Source organism: Microbacterium sp. Se5.02b (genome assembly GCF_019464375.1).
Classification (GTDB): domain Bacteria; phylum Actinomycetota; class Actinomycetes; order Actinomycetales; family Microbacteriaceae; genus Microbacterium.
Map to the genome: position 1 here is coordinate 1,889,308 of NZ_CP080491.1, position 17,701 is coordinate 1,907,008.

Below are 17,701 nucleotides of genomic sequence, written 5' to 3' on the forward strand. Positions count from 1 at the left end.
CGGCCCTCCTGTGGGTCATGCCGTCCGGAACGCCCCATGCAGCAGCGGTCGCGTCGCCCAGGTGCTCGCCCACACCACGCCGACGCCGATCGCGACGATCAGGGCGATCGTGATCAGCGACGCGGGCGCCGTGATCAGCGCGAGTCCGACCAAGGGGAAGACCAGCACCGCGGCGACGAGCGCCGAACCGATCGCCGTGACCAGCAGAGGCGACATGATGGCGCGTCGACGGGCGTGGTCGACGGTTTCCAGCGGCATGCCCAGATGATGGAGGCTGCGGTGCAGTTCGCGCTGGTCGAGCACATCGGACGCCTGGTTGACCCCGACAGAGGCCGCCACCATGAGGAACGAGCCGATGAGGGTGATGATGAGGCCGGTGCGGATGTCTTGCGCGAGCGCGAAATCGGTCGACGATGCCTCAGGCCCCGTCATCACGTTCATCAGTGCGACGCCCGTCCCCGCGAACACGGCCATGAAGCTCGCCATGGCGATGCCGCCGACCTGACGCCAAGCCGCCTTGGGAGAGTCGAGGCCGATGCGGGCGGCGAGCAGGCGGTCCGGGCGCTCGGCACGCCGGAGCTGCCGTGACGCCGAGACCTTCAGCACCCACGGGCCGACCAGGTTGAGGACGGCCAGCACCGCACCGAACAGTGCGGCGACCACGACGATGGTGGTCACGAGGCCGCCGATCGAGGGGAACACCTTGATCAGGACGAAGGCGATGGCGACCGCTCCTGCGGCGAAGACCGCTCTGAGCCAATGCACCTTCGTGACGTCCGTGCGGGTGCGGACCCCCAGCGGAGAGATCACGACGCGACGCAGACCGACGACGGCACTCGTGGCGGACACCATGAGGACGCCGACGAACACCAGAGCGATCTGCAGCGGAGGCAGGAGGACGGCGGTGAATCCGAGGGGCTCGCCGCGGAACGGGATCAGGCCGATGAGGGGACTCATCGCGATGTGGGCGATCACCCCGACGAGTGCTCCGGCGGCGGCGACGAAGACGGACTCCGTCACGGTGGCGACGGTCACACCCGCGGGCGAGACGCCGAGCAGGCGGAGCGTCGAGAGGCGTTCGTCCCGACGTCGGGCAGACAACCGGGCTGCCGCTCCGCCGAGCGACATCAACGGGACCACCAGGAGGACGAGCGCGATGGCCGCGAGGGCCTGGTAGAGGGGGCATACTCGTCCGTCCAGCCCCAGAAGGACTGCGCTCCGCCGATGACGGTGAGCACCAGAGCCGTCACCACGCCGAATGCGACGACGGGCAGGGCGAGCACGCTGTTCTGACCGGGTGCCGGCCGGAGGAGCAGGGCCAGGACGTTGCGGTTCACGCGCTCACCGCCGCGGAGACGATGCGGCCGTCGCGCACCGCGATCGTGCGGGTGCAGCGACCAGCCACCTCAGGATCGTGGGTGACCACGACCAGCGTGCGTCCTTGACCAGTGGTCGACCACAGGAGGGCATCCATCACCTCGGCGGACGTCTGCGAATCGAGGGCGCCCGTGGGCTCGTCGGCGAAGACGAGCTCAGCTCCCGTAGCCTGTGCGCGTGCGATCGCGACGCGCTGTGCCTGGCCGCCGGACAGTTCCCCCATGCGACGGTCCTCCATGCCGCTGAGGCCGAGCGACGCCAGCCAGGATGCCGCGTGACCCATCGCGTCACGACGCGGGACCCCGTTGATCATCGAGGCGAGGGCGACATTCTCCACCGCGGTCAGCTCCGGGATGAGCAGACCCTGCTGGAAGACGAACCCGAATCGCTCTCGACGAAGCCGGGACCGCGCGGACTCGCCGAGCGCGGTGACCTCGATGGGTGCGCCTACGCCCGGACGGAACACGACGCTCCCCGCATCGGGCGAGGTGATTCCCGCGAGCACGTGCAGCAGTGTCGTCTTGCCGGATCCGGATGCGCCCATGATCGCCATCGAGTCCCCGCGGTGGATCGCGAGATCGACACCGGCGAGCGCACGGGTCGAGCCGAAGTTCTTGGTGAGGGCGTGGGCTTCGATCACGGGAATGTTCATGTTCCCAGCCTCGTCATCCCGCCTCGCCATGTCGTCGCTCCGGCGGATGACGATGCGGACCCGACATCATCCGCAGGAATGAGATCGGGTCCGCGCCTCCATCAGAGCTTCTTCTGCCATGCCCCGGCGTACGAGACAGGGACGAAGCCGACAGCCTCGTTGATGCTCAACATCGGGCGGTTCTCCTCGGCGTTGAATGTGGAGACCACGGTCGATCGTGGCATCAGCTCACGCCACCGGAGCAGATTCGCGCTCTTCACGATCATGCCCAGGCGGTGGCCGCGATGGTCTTTGCGCACCAGCGTGCCGAACTGATGCGTCACACCTGTGCGATCCGCAGCGATGAGCAGCTCGTTGTACGCGACCAGCTCGCCTGTCGGCACATGCTCCACGGCGACGACGGACACAGCCTGACCGGCGCCGAGGAGCCGCGCCTCTCGACGCACGACACGGTCGGCGTCCCAGCTCTCCTCAGCGAAGTCCATGTCTCCGCTCGGCGCGTCCGTCGACAGTCGTGCGAGCACGGCAGCGAAACCGTCTCGCCGTTCCGGCGGCGTCGGCATGTCCCACGTGACGACGCGGTACTCCGCACCCGCGAATGCGGTCGCCTCGGAAAGGGCGGCGCGGAGCGGAGCACTGTCTCCGCGCAGGTCGTACTCGCTGTTGCGCTCGACCTGCTCGAGGCTGAAGCCCGCAGCCTCGGCCAGATCGGAGAGGGGTGTCGCCGGAATGCGGCCCCAGCCTGTGCGGGGGACGAGCATCCGCTCCGACTCCTCGGGACGGTGCAGACTCCACAGTTGCAGGGTGCGGCGTCCTCGTGCGCCCGCTTCCGCCTCGGCACGCGCGAGAAGCGCTTCTTCGATGCCGCGCCCCCAGTTCTTCTCCGGGACGAGCATGTCGATCTCGGCGGCATGGGCTTCGGGTTCGAGCGCCAGGGAGAGCGTGATCATTCCGACGATCTCCGCGTCGATGCGCGCGACGAAGCCGAGGTCGAGCGAGTCGGTCTGATCCTGCCAGTCCGGCAGCATCTGCGCCGCATCCGGGGCGAGGTCGGGGAGGCCCACCTGCTCGTCGCAGACGCGGCGATTGAGTTCTCCGAACGCGAGGAACTCCGCGGCGTCCGGCGCGTGCAACGAGGCCGGAACGATGAGCGGCGTGATCGTCGGCGTGGTGTTCGTCTTCATGTCGGTTCCTTCGTTTCGCAGCGTGGGGCGGGGTGATCCCCGCACCCGCCAGGGGCGGGTGCGGGGAACTGTGCGGCGGTCATGACCGGCCTGCCGTCAGCGCATGCCGCGCTGCATGTCGTACGTGAGCATCGCGTACGACTCAGCAGCGGAGCGGTGACGCTGTTCGCCGAGGAGCAGGAGGTCGGCCGGATCGATGTACAGGCCGCGGCGCTGCCGCCGCGGACGCTGTGCCCTCTGGAACAGCCAGAGAGCGATCCGGAGGGAGAGACGGTCTGCGAACGACAGACGCCGCAACTCGTCGGGGCGAGGGATCTGGAGGACCTCACGGTCCTCGATATCGGGCGGGTGGGAGACGCTGCGGTGCAACGTGGTGTTCACGGTCGGTCCTTCGAGTGGTGGTGGAAAGGGGTGCGGAAGCACCGTGCATCGACGGCGGAGCGGTCGGGAACGGCGCGAGAAGAAGCTGCTCATGTCGAACCACGGGACGTGGTCTGCGAATGGCGGCGGAGACCTGAGATCCGGGATGCGGATCAGAGGGTGGGCGCGGAGGAACGGGGCCGGGAGGCCCACTACGGGCCTGGAATCTCGGTGCGTTGCTACGAGAGCGCGCTGGAGCGGACGCCGGCGGTTACCGAGAACGCGAAGCGCGGCGCGAAAGGCGCGGGCCCGGCGAGGCCAGTGGCCTGTGCGTTGAGCTGAGTGATCATCATCGGTAACCTCCTTTCGTGTGGCGATCCGGAGGCAACCGTAGCGAACCCGTTTGGACGACGTCAAGCACATTCCGCTCCCACGGCGTGTCGCGAGTCGCTGCGCGTTCGGTCCCTCCCCGCGCGGGATGACGGCTGTCGGCCGGGATTCCGATAGCGTAGCGGCGTGATTCTCCCCGGACGAGCGGTGCCCGCATGCATCTGAAGAGCCTGACGCTCAAAGGGTTCAAGTCGTTCGCGCAGCCGACGAGTTTCGTGTTCGAGCCCGGCGTCACCTGCATCGTCGGACCGAACGGATCCGGCAAGTCGAACGTCGTCGACGCCCTCGCCTGGGTCATGGGCGAGCAGGGAGCGAAGACGCTTCGTGGCGGCAAGATGGAGGATGTCATCTTCGCCGGAACATCCACGCGGGGTCCGCTGGGTCGTGCCGAGGTGCAGCTCACGATCGACAACGCCGACGGCGCGCTGCCGATCGAATTCGCGGAGGTGACGATCAGTCGCACGCTCTTCCGCAACGGGTCGAGCGAGTACGCGATCAACGGCGAGGGCTGCCGTCTGCTCGATGTGCAGGAGTTGCTCAGCGACTCCGGTCTCGGTCGCGAGATGCACGTGATCGTCGGTCAAGGACGACTCGACACCGTGCTGCAGGCGTCCCCGGAAGACCGGCGCGGCTTCATCGAGGAGGCCGCGGGAATCCTCAAGCATCGCCGGCGCAAGGAGAAGACCCTCCGCAAGCTCGACGCGATGGAGACGAATCTCACACGTCTCAGCGACCTGGCGGGGGAGATCCGGCGTCAGCTGAAGCCCCTCGGACGCCAGGCCGAGATCGCGCGTGAGGCCCAGACGATCGCGGCTGTCGTGCGTGATGCGAAGGCGCGCATCTTTGCCGACGACGTCGTCGCGCTCCGCACCGCACTCGCGGACCACACGCGAACCGAGCACGAACGCCATACCGAGCGACTTGTACTGTCCGATCAGGCGGAGACCGTCCGAGCGAGCATCGCGAGGCTCGAACAGGACCAGAACTCGGTCGCGGTCGACCAGGCACGCGGAGTGGCCTTCGGACTGGAGCAGGTTCAGGAGCGGATGCGAGGGCTCTACACCCTGGCGAATCAGCGTCTTGCGCTGCTCGGCTCGGAGGATGAAGATGCCGCGGTCACCGCCGTCACGGTGACGCAGAGCACGATCGACGAGGCGAAGGATGAGATCGACGTGATCTCGGCGGGGCTCGGCGATGCGCAGGATGCGGCGGCGGCGGCGAGTCGCGAGGTGGTGCACGCCCGTGCCGAACTCGACACTCTCGACGTCGACATCGCGGAGCAGAGTGCGCTGGTGTCGGAGTATGACATGCGGCTCTCGGCGCTGCGCGGCACTGCCGATGCCGCTGCTTCGGCTCTTGCCGCCGTCCGCGGAGCGGTGCTTCGCCAGGAGAACGCACTCGAAGCCGCGGATGCGCGCCGTCGCGAAGCTGCTGATGCCCTTGAAGCGATCGACGACGCCGAGGCGCCCGAGGGCACGGCGGTCGAGCATGCCGCGGCCTATGAGAGCGCGCAGCGCGCCGCGACGGCGGCGGAAGCCGAGCGAGAGACGCTGCGCGAGCGGTTGCACGCGGCGGAGCGCGAGGTGGACTCCCTGACGGCGAAGGCCGCGGCGTTGAGCAGCGCGCTGTCGTTGTCCGGCGGCGCGGCCGAGATCGTCGAGGCCGGTGGGAAGGGCGTGCGGGGCCTCGTGGGCGACGCCGTGCAGGTGCGTGCCGGGTACGAAGCGGCCATCGCCGCTGTCCTCGGGCCGCTTGCGGAGGGCGTCCTCATCGACACGGTGGACGATGCCTTCGCGCAGGCCTTCGAAGCGGCCGCTCACCGCAGGGGAGTGGTCGACTTCGTCGTGGCCGACGCCCGGCGGCCCGAATCCGTCACAACATCGGTACCGGGCGTCATCCCCGCGGTCGACACCGTGACGGCCCCCGACGGCGTGCTCGGCGTGCTGTCGCATGTGCTCATCGCGGACGATCTCGATGCGGCACGTGCCGCCCGCGCGGCCTTGGATGCGGCGGGTGACACGGCGACGACGATCGTCACGGTGGGCGGCGATGTGGTCACCGCGCAGACCCTGCGCACGGGGTCGGGCGGTGAGCGTTCACGCCTCGAACTCGCGGCCGAGCGGGACGCGGCGACCGAGCGCCTCGCCGAGATCCAGATCGTGGTGGACTCGTTGCGCGAAGCCCGGGAGGATGCGAACGAAGCGGTCGAGACGACGCGGCGTCAGGCGAAGGACGCACTGCGTGCTCTCCGTGAGCACGACGCCGCTCTCGCGACCCACGCGGAGCAGGTGAACCGGGTCACGGTCCGTCACGAGGCTGCCGTCGCGGAATGCGAGCGGCTCGAGACCGGACTCACGCAAGCCCAGGCCGCTGTGGCGGAGGCGGAGGCGAAAGCGGAGGGTGCCAAGGCCGCGCTGGACGACGCGGTCGCGGCGCCTCGACCGGTTCTCGATGCGTCCGCGCGCGACGGCTTGCTGGAGGCGCTGGAGCTCGCACGTGAGGGTGAGGTACGAGCACGACTGGAGGTCGAGACGCTGCGCGAGCGTGTCCGCGCTGCGCAGGCGCGCGTCGTGAGCCTGGAGCGCCAGAGGGAACACGAACGCGACGCGGCGGCGGAGGCGGCCCGACGTGCGGTGATCCGTCGAGCACAGCGGGAAGCGGCATCGGGCGTCACAGAAGAGCTTCCCCGAATCCTCGACTCGCTCGACCGATCGGTCACCGAAGCGCGCGTCGTCCTCGCCGAGGCCGAGGCGGCACGGTCCGCCCAGAACGAGGAGCTCGTCGCGCTCCGCGCCCAGGAGACGTCCCTGCGCGAGCGTCTGGCCGGCCTGACGGAGAGCGTGCATGGACTCGAACTGCAGATCCACGAGAAGAAGCTGCATCTGAGCAGCCTGCTGGAGCGAGTCTCGTCCGAGCTTTCGCTGGACGAAGATATTCTTGTCGCGGAATATGGCCCCGATCAGCTGGTTCCGCGTGATCCGGGTATCGAGCCCGCGGACGGCGAGCTGCTCGACGACACCGCCATCCCGTTCGATCGACGCATCCAGCAGCGCCGACTCGCCGAAGCGGAGCGCAAGCTCGCTCAGCTCGGGCGAGTGAACCCGCTGGCCCTCGAGGAGTTCGCCGCGCTCGAGCAGCGCCACGCGTTCCTCACCGAACAGCTCGCGGATCTCACACAGACCCGCCAAGACCTCCTGACGATCATCGCCGACCTCGACGAGCGGATGCAGACCATCTTCGCGAGCGCCTTCGAAGACACGAAGGAGGCCTTCGGTCAGGTCTTCCCTCTGCTGTTCCCCGGGGGCACGGGGAGCATCTCGCTCACCGATCCCGAGAACATGCTCACGACCGGCATCGAGGTGTCGGTGCGTCCGGTCGGGAAGAAGATCGAGCGGCTCTCGCTCCTCTCCGGTGGCGAACGTTCGCTCGCGGCGGTCGCGCTGCTCGTCGCGATCTTCAAGGCGCGCCCGAGCCCGTTCTACATCCTCGACGAGGTCGAGGCGGCACTCGACGACGCGAACCTCGGCCGACTGCTCACGGTCTTCGAGCAGCTCCGGGAGAGCTCGCAGCTGCTGATCATCACGCATCAGAAGCGCACGATGGAGATCGCCGATGCCCTCTACGGCGTCTCCATGCGGCAGGACGGCGTGTCCGCGGTCGTGGGTCAGCGGGTGGGTGACCGGGCCGCATCGGCGGTGTGATCTCGGTCGGCGCGCGGGCGGACGATCGTCCGTGCTACCCGTAGGCTGGAGGGATGGCGGAGAAGTCCTGGTCTCTTGGTCGCGCATTGCGCGGCATGTTCGTCAAGCCCACGATCGATGAGACGACATGGGAGGACCTCGAGACCGCGCTCATCACGGCGGACTTCGGCCCTGACATCAGCGAGCGCGTCGTCGACGAGCTCCGCGCGAAGGTCGATCGCTACCGCACAACGGACCCGAAAGATCTGCAGCGCATGCTGCGGGAGACGCTCGAAGAGCACTTCGCCAAGTTCGACACGACCCTGAAGCTCACCGAGCGGCCCGCCGTGGTCCTGGTGGTGGGCGTCAACGGCGTCGGCAAGACCACGACCATCGGCAAGTTCACGAAATTCCTGCGCGGCTATCAGCGCAGCGTCGTGGTGGGAGCCGCCGACACGTTCCGCGCCGCAGCAGTCGATCAGCTCGCCACCTGGGCGCAGCGCGGGGGAGCAGCGATCGTCCGCCCGCAACAGGAGGGGCAGGATCCCGCATCCGTCGCCTTCCAGACGGTCGAGTACGCGAAGCGCGAAGGCATCGAGATCGCGATCATCGACACCGCGGGGCGCCTGCACACCAAGGGCGGTCTCATGGACGAGCTCTCCAAGGTGCGGCGCGTGATCGAGAAGCAGGCGCCGATCAGCGAGGTGCTCCTGGTCCTCGACGCCACGACGGGCCAGAACGGCGTGATGCAGGCCGAGGCGTTCCTGGAGCACGCTGGAGTGACGGGGCTGGTCCTCACGAAGCTCGACGGCTCGGCGAAAGGCGGGTTCGTGCTGGCCGTCCAGGAACGCACGGGCATCCCCGTCAAGCTGCTCGGCCAGGGCGAGGGTATCGACGATCTCACCGGATTCACGCCTCATGTGTTCGTCCAGTCGCTGGTCGGTTGAGGACAGGACTACCGCCGTGAGCACCGGGCTGGTTTCATAGCGTTATGGCGATCGAACACGACTACTTCGGACTCCTGTCCTCGGGCCCCGACGGCTCGATCTTCTGGTCGGAGACCGTCGAGCTCGGCGACCAGAGCGTCACCGTCGATCTGACCGCCCCGGACCAGGATGATGTGTCCGCGGACGCCCTCGACATCGCCGCCGGGCTCATCGCCGGATTGGAGAACGTCGACGGAACAGCCCGTCGAGGAATGCTCGCCGAGGTCGACGACCGCACCAGCGAAGTCACCGAGTACATCCTGCAACAGCAGGAAGCGTACGGCGACGATCTCGCTGATGTGCTCGTGGACGTGTCAGGCGATGCGGCCGTCGACATCATCCGGTCGCTCCGGCTCATGAGCATGACGATCCTGGCGGACGAGCACGGCGGGTCCGAGCCGTTCGCCGTCCTCGAGTACGCGCTCGACGACAGCTCGACCGACGATGTGCTCCTGGTCAACCTCGGCTCCGACGGCACCGTTCAGTCGGTGATGAGCGCCGACTGACTCGAGCCCGATCAGACCGCCTGCGCGAAGCCGAGGTCTGCGCTCTCGGCGATGTGGGCGAGATGGTCGGGGATCACTCGTCCCTTCGAGACCATGGACTGCGCCCAGAGGCGTCCAGCACGGTACGAGGAACGGACCAGGGGTCCGGCGAGGACTCCGAGGAAGCCGATGCGCTCCGCTTCCTCCTTGAACTCCACGAACTCCGCGGGCTTCACCCATCGGGAGACCGGATGGTGACGCGGGGTGGGACGCAGGTACTGCGTGATGGTGATGATGTCGCACCCGGCGTCGTGCAGGTCGTTCAGCGCCTGGACGACCTCCTCCGGCTCCTCGCCCATGCCGAGGATGAGGTTCGACTTGGTGATCAGCCCCGCGTTCCGTGCCTGAGTCAGCACGTCCAAGGACCGCTCGTACCGGAATGCGGGACGAATGCGCTTGAAGATCCGGGGGACGGTCTCGACGTTGTGCGCGAACACCTCGGGGCGCGCATCGAAGATCTGCCCGAGGAAACCCGGATCCGCGTTGTGCTCGTTCGCCAGCAGCTCGACGCCCGTGTTCGGGTTGAGTTCGTGGATCTTCCGCACGGTCTCGGCGTTGAGCCACGCTCCCGTGTCGGGCAGGTCGTCTCTGGCCACGCTCGTCACGGTCGCGTAGCGGAGGTTCATTCGCGCGACGCTCTCGGCGACGCGGCGAGGCTCGTCGGTGTCGTAGGCGTCGGGCTTGCCGGTGTCGATCTGGCAGAAGTCGCAGCGTCGCGTGCACTGCGAGCCGCCGATGAGGAACGTGGCCTCCCTGTCCTCCCAGCACTCGTAGATGTTCGGGCAGCCGGCTTCCTGGCACACCGTGTGGAGGTCTTCGCTCTTCACGAGCGAATGCAGCGCGGTGTACTCGGGGCCCATCTTCGCCTTGGTCTTGATCCACTCCGGCTTGCGCTCGATCGGGGTCTCGGCGTTGCGGATCTCGAGCCGGAGCAGCTTGCGGCCTTCGGGTGCGGCGGTCATGCGTGTGCTCCTGACAGTTCGGGGGTGGCGTATTCGGCGAGGAAGGCGTCTTTCACGGCGTCGACGACATCGAGGGGCGCGATCGCGGTCCCCGATGCCTCGCTCACGGTCGTCACGCCGGCGTCGGTGATGCCACAGGGGATGATGCCGCGGAATCCGGCCAACGAGTTGTCGCAGTTGATCGCGAATCCGTGCATCGTCACGCCCTGCTGCACCCGCACGCCGATCGCCGCCACCTTGTCCTCGGACAGAGGCCGGCGTACCCAGACGCCGCTCCGTCCGTCGACCTGGTACCCCTCGACACCGAAGGGGCGCAGCACATCGATCAGGAGCCGTTCCAGTCGACGCACGTGCGCGACGACGTCGATCGGTTCGACCAGCCGGACGATCGGGTATCCCACGAGCTGACCCGGTCCGTGCCAGGTGATCTTGCCGCCGCGGTCGACGTCGATCACCGGTGTGCCGTCCTGCGGGCGTTCCTGTGGTTCGGTCCGTTTGCCCGCGGTGTACACCGCTTCGTGTTCGAGCAGGATGAGAGTGTCCGCCCTCGTTCTCTGGACCACCTCGGAGTGGATGCGGCGCTGGAGATCCCACCCGTCGAGGTAGGGGACGGGCGTCGGTGCGAATCCGGGGGTGAGGATCTCGAGCGTCACGGTGCCACCTTCGTCGTGTAAATGGACTGAGGTCAACAATACCCCTCCTGTCGGCCATGGGCATGTGCGACCCTTGCCTCCGGGTAACGTGTGGGCATGAGTTCCACCGGTCGGGCCGGACGCCCGAAGGCGTCATCGCGGGAGACGCTCGCCGAAGCGGCGTGCGAACTCTTCCTCGAGCGCGGGTACGACGCCACCTCTGTCGCCGACATCACGCAGCGTGCCGGCGTGAGCAGGTCGAGCTTCTTCAACTACTTCTCGTCGAAGAGCGACGTGCTCTGGTCGGGCGTCGACGAGCGGATCGGCCTCGCCACCCGCTCTCTCGAACTCCTCGGACGGACGGCGACGGGCGCGGCGGTCCGCGACATCCTGTTGCTCGTCGTACGCGATTTCGCCCCTGATCCCCTCGCGCTGGCGCTGCGCAATGCCGCAGCGATGGGGTTGGAGGACGAACTGGTCCGCGACACGGGACTGCGCCTCGCGCGCCTCTCCCAGGCCGTGTCGGCGGCCGCCCGCACTGCGGGCATCGAGATCATCCGCGCTGACATCCTCGGAGCAGCCCACGCCGCGGCCGTGTTGTCGGCACTTCGGGTCTGGGCAGAGCAGGGCGCAGGTCTCGGTACACCGGAGGTCGTCTTGAAGGACGCACTCGGGGCGATTCACGATCTGCCCTGGTCCGACTGAACCGTCGCGGACGAATCGCGGCATGCCGGACAGGTCATGAGTGAACCCACCCCCGAGGAGGAACTCATGATCCAGGATCCGTTGGACGACCGGCTGGACGCATCGCGACCGCCATCCATGGCGATCGACGCCGCACAAGTGCGCACGATGATGAACGACGCGCGAACGATCGTGTTCCCGCGTCGAACGCCGCGCAGGGCAGCGGTGCTCAGCGGCGCGGTGGCGCTCCTGCTGCTCGGCGGGGCGGGCGTGGCGACCGCATCGTCGGACTGGCTCTGGGGTGCGGGCTTGGAGAACCCCGATCGCAGCTACACCTACACGTCACCCACGTGGGGTCAGTGCGAGATCCGCTACAGCGGCTGGAACACGCACAATCCGCTGATCCAGGCCGAGGTCGATCGGATCATCGACGACTGGTTCGCCACCGTCGACGTCGAGGCAGCAGCGGAACCGTATGTCGCGACGTACCTCGCACAGATCGAGGCGGACCAGCGTGCGCAGCACGAGGACGCGGACCCGAGACGCCCCGATCTGAATGCGTGGCTGGCTCATGATCAAGCACTCGCGATGGCACTCGGCGACGAACTGAAGGCTCACGGGATCGACAGCGGTCGCGGCGATCTGGAAGGGACGGAGTCGCACAGCCAACTTCATTGCGAGGGGGAGGACTGGGGCGGCGAAGGTGGTACTCCGTGACGCGGCACCCTGCGGACGAGGCGCTTATCGCTGCGTTCGAGGCGAACGCGGCAGACCTGCTCGCGTATCTCTCGCGTCGAGTGGGCCCGGACGACGCGGCGGACCTCCTCGGCGAGACGATGGTCGTCGCGTGGCGACGCGTGCGCCGACTGCCGGACGAGCCGGAGCGCGCACGGATGTGGCTGTTCGGCGTCGCGCGAGGCACACTGCTCAACCATGCTCGCGGAGAACGCCGGCGCTGGGCGCTGGCCGATCGCCTGCGTTCTCACGCCGACGACGTGCTCTCTTCGGCGCCGGCGGACGCGGGCGCGGATGTCAGGGACGCGATCGCGCGCCTCGACCCCGACCTCGCCGAACTCGTCCGCCTCGTGCACTGGGACGGCTTCTCGTTGACCGACGCGGCGGAGCTTCTGAGCGTGCCGGCATCCACGGCGCGGGGTCGCTACCAGCGGGCGAAGGCCGAGCTCCGTGCCGCGCTGAGCATGGAGGCTCCGCTCGCGTAGAATCGACAGCACCATGGCTACCTTTGGCACGCTCTCCGATCGGCTGACCGACACCTTCCGCAACCTGCGCACGAAGGGAAAGCTCACCGCGGCCGACGTCGACGGCACCGTGCGCGAGATCCGCCGCGCGCTGCTCGACGCCGACGTCGCGCTCGTCGTCGTCAAGGAGTTCACCGCCAAGGTGCGCGAGCGGGCGCTCGGCGACGAGGTCAACAAGGCGCTGAACCCGGCGCAGCAGGTCGTGCAGATCGTCAACGAGGAACTCGTGCAGATCCTCGGCGGAGAGCAGCGTCGTCTGCAGTTCGCGAAGACCGCCCCGACCGTCATCATGCTCGCCGGCCTTCAGGGCTCGGGTAAGACCACCTTCGCCGGCAAGCTGGCGAGGCAGCTCGAGGGGAGGGTCACACGCCGCTCCTCGTCGCCGCCGACCTCCAGCGTCCGAACGCCGTCAACCAGCTGCAGGTCGTCGCCGAGCAGGCCGGGGCGACGGTGTTCGCTCCGGAGCCTGGCAACGGCGTCGGGGACCCCGTCAAGGTGTCTCGCGACGGAGTCGAGTATGCCCGTCGCCAACAGCACGACGTGGTGATCATCGACACCGCAGGCCGCCTGGGTGTGGATGCCGAGCTCATGAAGCAGGCCGCAGACATCCGCAAGGCGGTGAACCCCGACGAGGTGCTGTTCGTCATCGACGCGATGATCGGACAGGATGCCGTGAACACGGCGAAGGCCTTCCAGGAGGGGGTCGACTTCACGGGTGTGGTGCTCTCGAAGCTCGACGGCGATGCCCGCGGCGGTGCGGCGCTGTCCGTGGCCTCCGTCACAGGGCGCCCGATCATCTTCGCCTCGACGGGTGAGCGTCTCGAGGATCTCGAGCCGTTCCACCCCGACCGCATGGCGAGTCGCATCCTCGACCTCGGTGACATCCTGACCCTCATCGAGCAGGCTCAGCAGGCCTTCGATGAGGAAGAGGCCATGAAGATGGCCGAGAAGCTCGCCACGGAGGCGTTCACGCTCGAAGACTTCCTCGACCAGCTTCAGCAGATGAAGAAGATGGGCTCGATGAAGAAGATGCTCGGGATGCTCCCGGGCATGGGGCAGATGAAGCAGCAGCTCGACGACTTCGACGAGCGTGAGATCGATCGCACCGAGGCCATCATCCGGTCGATGACGCCGGGGGAGCGGCGCAACCCGAAGGTGCTCAACGGATCGCGGCGCCTTCGTATCGCCCGCGGCTCCGGCATGACCGTGACCGACGTCAATCAGCTCGTGCAGCGTTTCGAGCAGGCCGCGAAGATGATGAAGACGGTCGCGCGCGGAGGAACGCCGAACATCCCTGGTATGGGACCGGTGCCCGGAATGGGGCGTCCCGGCGCATCGTCCAAGCGGGGCAAGAAGGGGAAGTCCTCGGGCGGCTCCCGTTCGGGTAACCCGGCAAAGCGCGCAGCCGAGAACGCCGGCGTCGCGGCGACCTCCACTCCGACCGGCTCGGGATTCGGTCTCGGGGGCGGCGGTGCTCAGGCTCCCAGTGAAGCGGACCTCGCAGAGATCCAGAAGCTCTTCGGCAAGGGCTGAGCGCTCCTCACGGCAGTGCTGATGTCGTCGCCGTCACCGGCGCGCGACCCTCTCCGTGGCGCGCCAGGGGTGGACGGGCGATGAGCTGACCGGCGGTCAGCGCACCGATCGCGAGGACGATCCCGATCGCCTGGATCACGGTGAACCTCTCTCCGGCGACCAGGACTCCCAGAGTGGTGGCCACGAGCGGGGAGAGCAGCGCGAGCAGGCCGGGCGCGATCACCGGAAGCTGCTGGATGCCCCGGAACCAGAGCGTGTAGGCGATGATTCCGCCGACGGTGCCGAGCCACAGATAGCCGAGCGCGGCGCCCGCATCGATCGCGGACGGCACGCCTTCGAGCGTCAAGGTCAGGGGGAGCAGCAGGAGCCCGCCGGCGCTCAGCTGCCACCCCGCGTAGGTGACGGGCCCGACATCACTGGGTCGGCCCCAGCGCTTGGTGAGGATCATGCCCACTCCTGTCGCGGTGACCCCGCAGAGGGCGGCGAGCACGCCCCAGAGGTCGAGGTGTGCCGACGGCCCCACGACGACGAGTGCGACCCCACCGGCGCCGACGACGGCCGCCGCCGCGGCGAGGGGCCGGATCCGTTCGCGCAGGACGAGCGCTCCGAGGACCAGGACGATGAGCGGTTGCACCCCCGCGACCGCGGCCGCCACACCGCCGGGAAGTCGTTCGGCAGCCAGGAAGAGCAGGGGGAAGAACGCGCCGATGTTGAGCGCCCCGAGCGCGAAGGATTTCGCCCACCAGGTGCCGCGCGGTAGCCGACGTGTGAGGAGGACCGCGACCAGACCGGCCGGCAGCGACCGGAGGAGGCTGGCGAAGAGGGGATGCCCCGGAGGGAGAAGTTCGGTGGTGACGAGATAGGTGGTGCCCCAGGCGAGAGGAGCGAGGGCGGTGGTCAGCACCAGAAGCGGACGGTTCATGGTCTCAGCATGGGCGCGCTCGAAGTATGAGTCCAACGCATGGTTGTCATCTCATTCATGACGCGTCATCATGAATTGATGGACCTGCAACAGCTCCGCTACGTCGTCGAGGTGGCCGAGACCGGGAGCTTCACTCGGGCGGCAGCACGATGCTTCGTCACCCAGTCGGCATTGAGCCATCAGATCGCGGCTCTCGAACGCGAGTTGGGTCAGCGTCTGTTCGTGCGCTCGAGTCGAAGCGTTCGTCTGAGCGAGGCGGGGACGGCATTCGCGGAGCACGCGCGCGCGGCGCTTCGCGCGGCGGAGCGGGCGAAAGAGGCCTCGGCCGCAGCAGAGGGCCTCGTGATGGGCACGCTGCGGATGGGGGTCATCCCGACGGTGACGGCCATCGACATTCCCGCTGTGCTCGCGGCCTTCCGCGCGGCCCATCCACACGCCCGGGTCGAACTGCAGGCAGGGAACAGCGATGTTCTGGCTGCTGCGCTCCGTCATGGCGATCTCGACGTCGCGCTGCTCGGTCTCCGCGAGGGCGTGGAACCTTCCGGAGTGGCGTGGCGCGCATTGGCTCGCACCCCGCTCGTGGCGGTGCTCCCACGGGACCACCCACTGGCGGAACGGGGCACCGTCGACCTCGTGGACCTCGCGGGGCTGTCGTTCGCAGACTTTCCCGCCGCCACCTCCGGTCGGGCCCAGAGCGATGCCGCCTTCGCCTCGGCGGGTCTGACGAGGGATGTGGCTTTCGAGGCGGACTCCGCGATGCTGATCCTCGGGTTGGTCGCCGCCGGGTTGGCGGTGACGTTGCTGGCTCCGGGAACAGTCGCGCGCTCCGGAGTCGACGTGGCGACCGCGGACGTTCGCGACGGGCCCGTGCGCGTGGAGTACCTCGCGTGGGATGCCGCAGCGCCCCGGAGTGTCGCGAGGGCGTTCCTTCCGTTCGCTGATGCTGTCGGGTCAGAGAATGCGGAAGCGGGTCCCGAGACGAACTCCGGACCCGCTTCCGAGTGACCTCAGATCACTTGACGTCGTCGTCGACCCAGTCCATCGACTTGGTGACGGCCTTACGCCACAGGCGCAGCTGACGGTCGCGTTCGGCCTCGTCCATCGACGGCTCCCAGCGCTTGTCCTCCTGCCAGTTGGCGGAGAGGTCGTCGAGCCCGTTCCAGAACCCGACGGCGAGCCCGGCGGCGTAGGCGGCTCCGAGTGCGGTGGTCTCGGCGACGACCGGTCGCACCACTGGCACGCCCAGCACATCCGCCTGGAACTGCATGAGCGCATCGTTGGCGACCATACCGCCGTCGACCTTGAGCTCGGTGAGATCCACCCCGGCATCCGCGTTCACCGCATCCAGCACATCACGTGTCTGGAACGCGACGGCCTCCAAGGCTGCGCGCGCGATGTGGTTCTTGTTCGCATAACGCGTGAGACCCACGATGGCTCCGCGGGCGTCCGGGCGCCAGTACGGTGCGAACAGGCCGGAGAACGCGGGAACGATGTACACGCCGCCGTTGTCTTCGACCTGCTCGGCCAGCTTCTCGACCTCGGGGGCCGAGGAGATGATGCCGAGCTGATCACGCAGCCACTGGATGAGCGATCCGGTGACGGCGATCGATCCCTCCAGGGCGTAGTGCGTCGGACCGTCGCCGAGCTTGTAGCCGACGGTGGTGAGCAGCCCGTTCTTCGAGTGCACGACCTCTTCACCGGTGTTGAAGATCAGGAAGCAGCCCGTGCCGTAGGTGTTCTTGCTCTCTCCGGTCTGGAAGGCGGCCTGGCCGAACGTGGCAGCCTGCTGGTCGCCCAGGATGCCGGCGATCGGCGTCTCACGGAGGAGAGACGAGCTCTCGGCCGTGCCGTAGACCTCCGAAGAGGAACGGATCTCGGGCATCATCGAACGCGGGACGCCGAATGCCTCGAGGATGTCGTCGCGCCATTCGAGCGTCTCGAGGTCCATGAACATGGTCCGAGAGGCGTTCGTGACGTCGGTCGCATGCACGCCGCCGTCGGCCCCACCCGTCAGGTTCCACAGCACCCAGCAGTCGGTCGTGCCGAAGAGCAGGTCTCCCGCCTCCGCCTTCTCGCGCGCGCCCTCGACGTTCTCGAGGATCCACGCGATCTTGGTCCCCGAGAAGTAGGTCGCCAGCGGCAGCCCGACGATCGGCTTGAAGCGCTCGACCCCGCCATCGGCCGCGAGACGGTCCACGATCTCCTGCGTGCGCGTGTCCTGCCACACGATCGCGTTGTAGACGGGCTTGCCCGTCTTCTTGTCCCAGACGACGGCGGTCTCACGCTGGTTCGTGATGCCGACGGCGGCGATGTCGTGCCGGGTCAGGTCGGCACGGCCGAGAGCGAGGCCGATGACCTCTTGGACGTTCCGCCAGATCTCCGCCGCGTCATGCTCGACCCAGCCGGCCTTCGGAAGGATCTGCTCGTGCTCCTTCTGACCGGTCGCGACGATGCTGCCCTTCTTGTCGAAGATGATCGCGCGACTCGACGTCGTTCCCTGGTCGATCGCGATGATGTAGTCAGCCACTTGTGCTC

The 17,701-nt window shown here is 68.0% G+C and carries 16 protein-coding genes and 1 pseudogene; 8 read left to right on the top strand and 9 right to left on the bottom strand.

Annotated features, from left to right (window positions below):
• Positions 1-15: 15 nt before the first annotated feature.
• From K1X59_RS09345 to K1X59_RS09360, 5 genes are all read right to left on the bottom strand, one after another.
• The gene (locus K1X59_RS09345; RefSeq protein ID WP_258567198.1) at positions 16-1,128 is read right to left on the bottom strand and encodes an FtsX-like permease family protein; all 1,113 of its coding nucleotides are present in this window, start codon (positions 1,126-1,128) and stop codon (positions 16-18) included.
• Positions 1,128-1,337 carry a hypothetical protein gene (locus K1X59_RS21255; protein WP_244632560.1) on the bottom strand — a complete coding sequence of 70 codons (210 nt, stop codon included), beginning with the start codon at positions 1,335-1,337 and terminating at the stop codon, positions 1,128-1,130. Before K1X59_RS21255 ends, K1X59_RS09345 begins: the two co-directional genes overlap by 1 nt.
• Positions 1,334-2,029: an ABC transporter ATP-binding protein gene (locus tag K1X59_RS09350; protein WP_183152592.1), complete on the bottom strand. Its 696-nt coding sequence runs from the start codon at positions 2,027-2,029 to the stop codon at positions 1,334-1,336. The genes K1X59_RS21255 and K1X59_RS09350 overlap by 4 nt, the downstream gene beginning before the upstream one ends.
• 101 nt (positions 2,030-2,130) lie before the next feature.
• Complete coding sequence (locus K1X59_RS09355; protein WP_183152593.1) at positions 2,131-3,213, bottom strand: GNAT family N-acetyltransferase; 1,083 nt, start codon at positions 3,211-3,213, stop codon at positions 2,131-2,133.
• Between the two features lie 96 nt (positions 3,214-3,309).
• A complete protein-coding gene (locus tag K1X59_RS09360; RefSeq protein ID WP_183152594.1) occupies positions 3,310-3,594 on the bottom strand; it encodes a hypothetical protein in 285 nt (94 codons plus the stop codon).
• 524 nt (positions 3,595-4,118) lie between these two features.
• On the opposite strand from K1X59_RS09360, the gene smc reads away from it, so the two are divergent.
• The 3 genes from smc to K1X59_RS09375 are packed head-to-tail and all read left to right on the top strand — an operon-like array spanning position 4,119 to position 9,135.
• Entirely contained in the window at positions 4,119-7,664 is a 3,546-nt protein-coding gene (gene smc, locus K1X59_RS09365; protein WP_220174162.1) for a chromosome segregation protein SMC, read from the top strand.
• Between the two features lie 53 nt (positions 7,665-7,717).
• Complete coding sequence (gene ftsY / locus K1X59_RS09370) at positions 7,718-8,590, top strand: signal recognition particle-docking protein FtsY (protein ID WP_183152595.1); 873 nt, start codon at positions 7,718-7,720, stop codon at positions 8,588-8,590.
• Between the two features lie 44 nt (positions 8,591-8,634).
• Positions 8,635-9,135, top strand: coding sequence for a DUF2004 domain-containing protein (locus K1X59_RS09375; RefSeq protein WP_183152596.1), 501 nt, complete (start codon positions 8,635-8,637; stop codon positions 9,133-9,135).
• A gap of 11 nt (positions 9,136-9,146) precedes the next feature.
• Here K1X59_RS09375 and lipA read toward each other — a convergent pair whose 3' ends face one another.
• Both lipA and lipB read right to left on the bottom strand, forming a co-directional pair.
• The gene (gene lipA, locus K1X59_RS09380) at positions 9,147-10,136 is read right to left on the bottom strand and encodes a lipoyl synthase (RefSeq protein ID WP_183152597.1); all 990 of its coding nucleotides are present in this window, start codon (positions 10,134-10,136) and stop codon (positions 9,147-9,149) included.
• Complete coding sequence (lipB, locus tag K1X59_RS09385) at positions 10,133-10,789, bottom strand: lipoyl(octanoyl) transferase LipB (protein WP_183152598.1); 657 nt, start codon at positions 10,787-10,789, stop codon at positions 10,133-10,135. The genes lipA and lipB overlap by 4 nt, the downstream gene beginning before the upstream one ends.
• A 96-nt stretch (positions 10,790-10,885) precedes the next feature.
• Between lipB and K1X59_RS09390 the strand changes: the two genes are divergently transcribed.
• The 4 genes and pseudogenes from K1X59_RS09390 (at position 10,886) to ffh (ending at position 14,244) form a co-directional block, all read left to right on the top strand.
• Complete coding sequence (locus K1X59_RS09390) at positions 10,886-11,473, top strand: TetR/AcrR family transcriptional regulator (RefSeq protein ID WP_220174163.1); 588 nt, start codon at positions 10,886-10,888, stop codon at positions 11,471-11,473.
• 36 nt (positions 11,474-11,509) lie between these two features.
• On the top strand, positions 11,510-12,169 hold the full coding sequence (locus tag K1X59_RS09395) for a hypothetical protein (RefSeq protein WP_183152600.1): 660 nt from the start codon (positions 11,510-11,512) through the stop codon (positions 12,167-12,169).
• The gene (locus K1X59_RS09400; RefSeq protein ID WP_183152601.1) at positions 12,166-12,672 is read left to right on the top strand and encodes an RNA polymerase sigma factor; all 507 of its coding nucleotides are present in this window, start codon (positions 12,166-12,168) and stop codon (positions 12,670-12,672) included. The genes K1X59_RS09395 and K1X59_RS09400 overlap by 4 nt, the downstream gene beginning before the upstream one ends.
• 13 nt (positions 12,673-12,685) lie before the next feature.
• Positions 12,686-14,244 (top strand): annotated as a pseudogene (ffh, locus tag K1X59_RS09405) (signal recognition particle protein).
• 7 nt (positions 14,245-14,251) lie between these two features.
• Here the strand turns inward: ffh and K1X59_RS09410 are convergent.
• On the bottom strand, positions 14,252-15,166 hold the full coding sequence (locus K1X59_RS09410) for an EamA family transporter (protein WP_220174164.1): 915 nt from the start codon (positions 15,164-15,166) through the stop codon (positions 14,252-14,254).
• A gap of 78 nt (positions 15,167-15,244) precedes the next feature.
• Between K1X59_RS09410 and K1X59_RS09415 the strand changes: the two genes are divergently transcribed.
• Positions 15,245-16,171 (top strand): LysR family transcriptional regulator, encoded by a 927-nt coding sequence (locus K1X59_RS09415; protein ID WP_183152602.1) that lies wholly within the window; start codon positions 15,245-15,247, stop codon positions 16,169-16,171.
• Positions 16,172-16,178: 7 nt separating this feature from the next.
• On the opposite strand, the gene glpK is transcribed toward K1X59_RS09415, so the two are convergent.
• Positions 16,179-17,693 carry a glycerol kinase GlpK gene (gene glpK / locus K1X59_RS09420; protein WP_183152603.1) on the bottom strand — a complete coding sequence of 505 codons (1,515 nt, stop codon included), beginning with the start codon at positions 17,691-17,693 and terminating at the stop codon, positions 16,179-16,181.
• Positions 17,694-17,701 lie beyond the last annotated feature (8 nt).

What these genes read in the sequence shown, in the direction of transcription:
- lipA (WP_183152597.1), bottom strand. Translation starts at nt 10,136, where the DNA reads ATGACCGCCGCACCCGAAGGCCGCAAGCTGCTCCGGCTCGAGATCCGC.
- K1X59_RS09355 (WP_183152593.1), bottom strand. Translation starts at nt 3,213, where the DNA reads ATGAAGACGAACACCACGCCGACGATCACGCCGCTCATCGTTCCGGCC.
- K1X59_RS09395 (WP_183152600.1), top strand. Translation starts at nt 11,510, where the DNA reads ATGAGTGAACCCACCCCCGAGGAGGAACTCATGATCCAGGATCCGTTG.
- K1X59_RS09415 (WP_183152602.1), top strand. Translation starts at nt 15,245, where the DNA reads ATGGACCTGCAACAGCTCCGCTACGTCGTCGAGGTGGCCGAGACCGGG.
- ftsY (WP_183152595.1), top strand. Translation starts at nt 7,718, where the DNA reads ATGGCGGAGAAGTCCTGGTCTCTTGGTCGCGCATTGCGCGGCATGTTC.
- smc (WP_220174162.1), top strand. Translation starts at nt 4,119, where the DNA reads ATGCATCTGAAGAGCCTGACGCTCAAAGGGTTCAAGTCGTTCGCGCAG.
- K1X59_RS09350 (WP_183152592.1), bottom strand. Translation starts at nt 2,029, where the DNA reads ATGAACATTCCCGTGATCGAAGCCCACGCCCTCACCAAGAACTTCGGC.
- K1X59_RS09375 (WP_183152596.1), top strand. Translation starts at nt 8,635, where the DNA reads ATGGCGATCGAACACGACTACTTCGGACTCCTGTCCTCGGGCCCCGAC.
- K1X59_RS09410 (WP_220174164.1), bottom strand. Translation starts at nt 15,166, where the DNA reads ATGAACCGTCCGCTTCTGGTGCTGACCACCGCCCTCGCTCCTCTCGCC.
- K1X59_RS09390 (WP_220174163.1), top strand. Translation starts at nt 10,886, where the DNA reads ATGAGTTCCACCGGTCGGGCCGGACGCCCGAAGGCGTCATCGCGGGAG.
- K1X59_RS09345 (WP_258567198.1), bottom strand. Translation starts at nt 1,128, where the DNA reads ATGTCGCTCGGCGGAGCGGCAGCCCGGTTGTCTGCCCGACGTCGGGAC.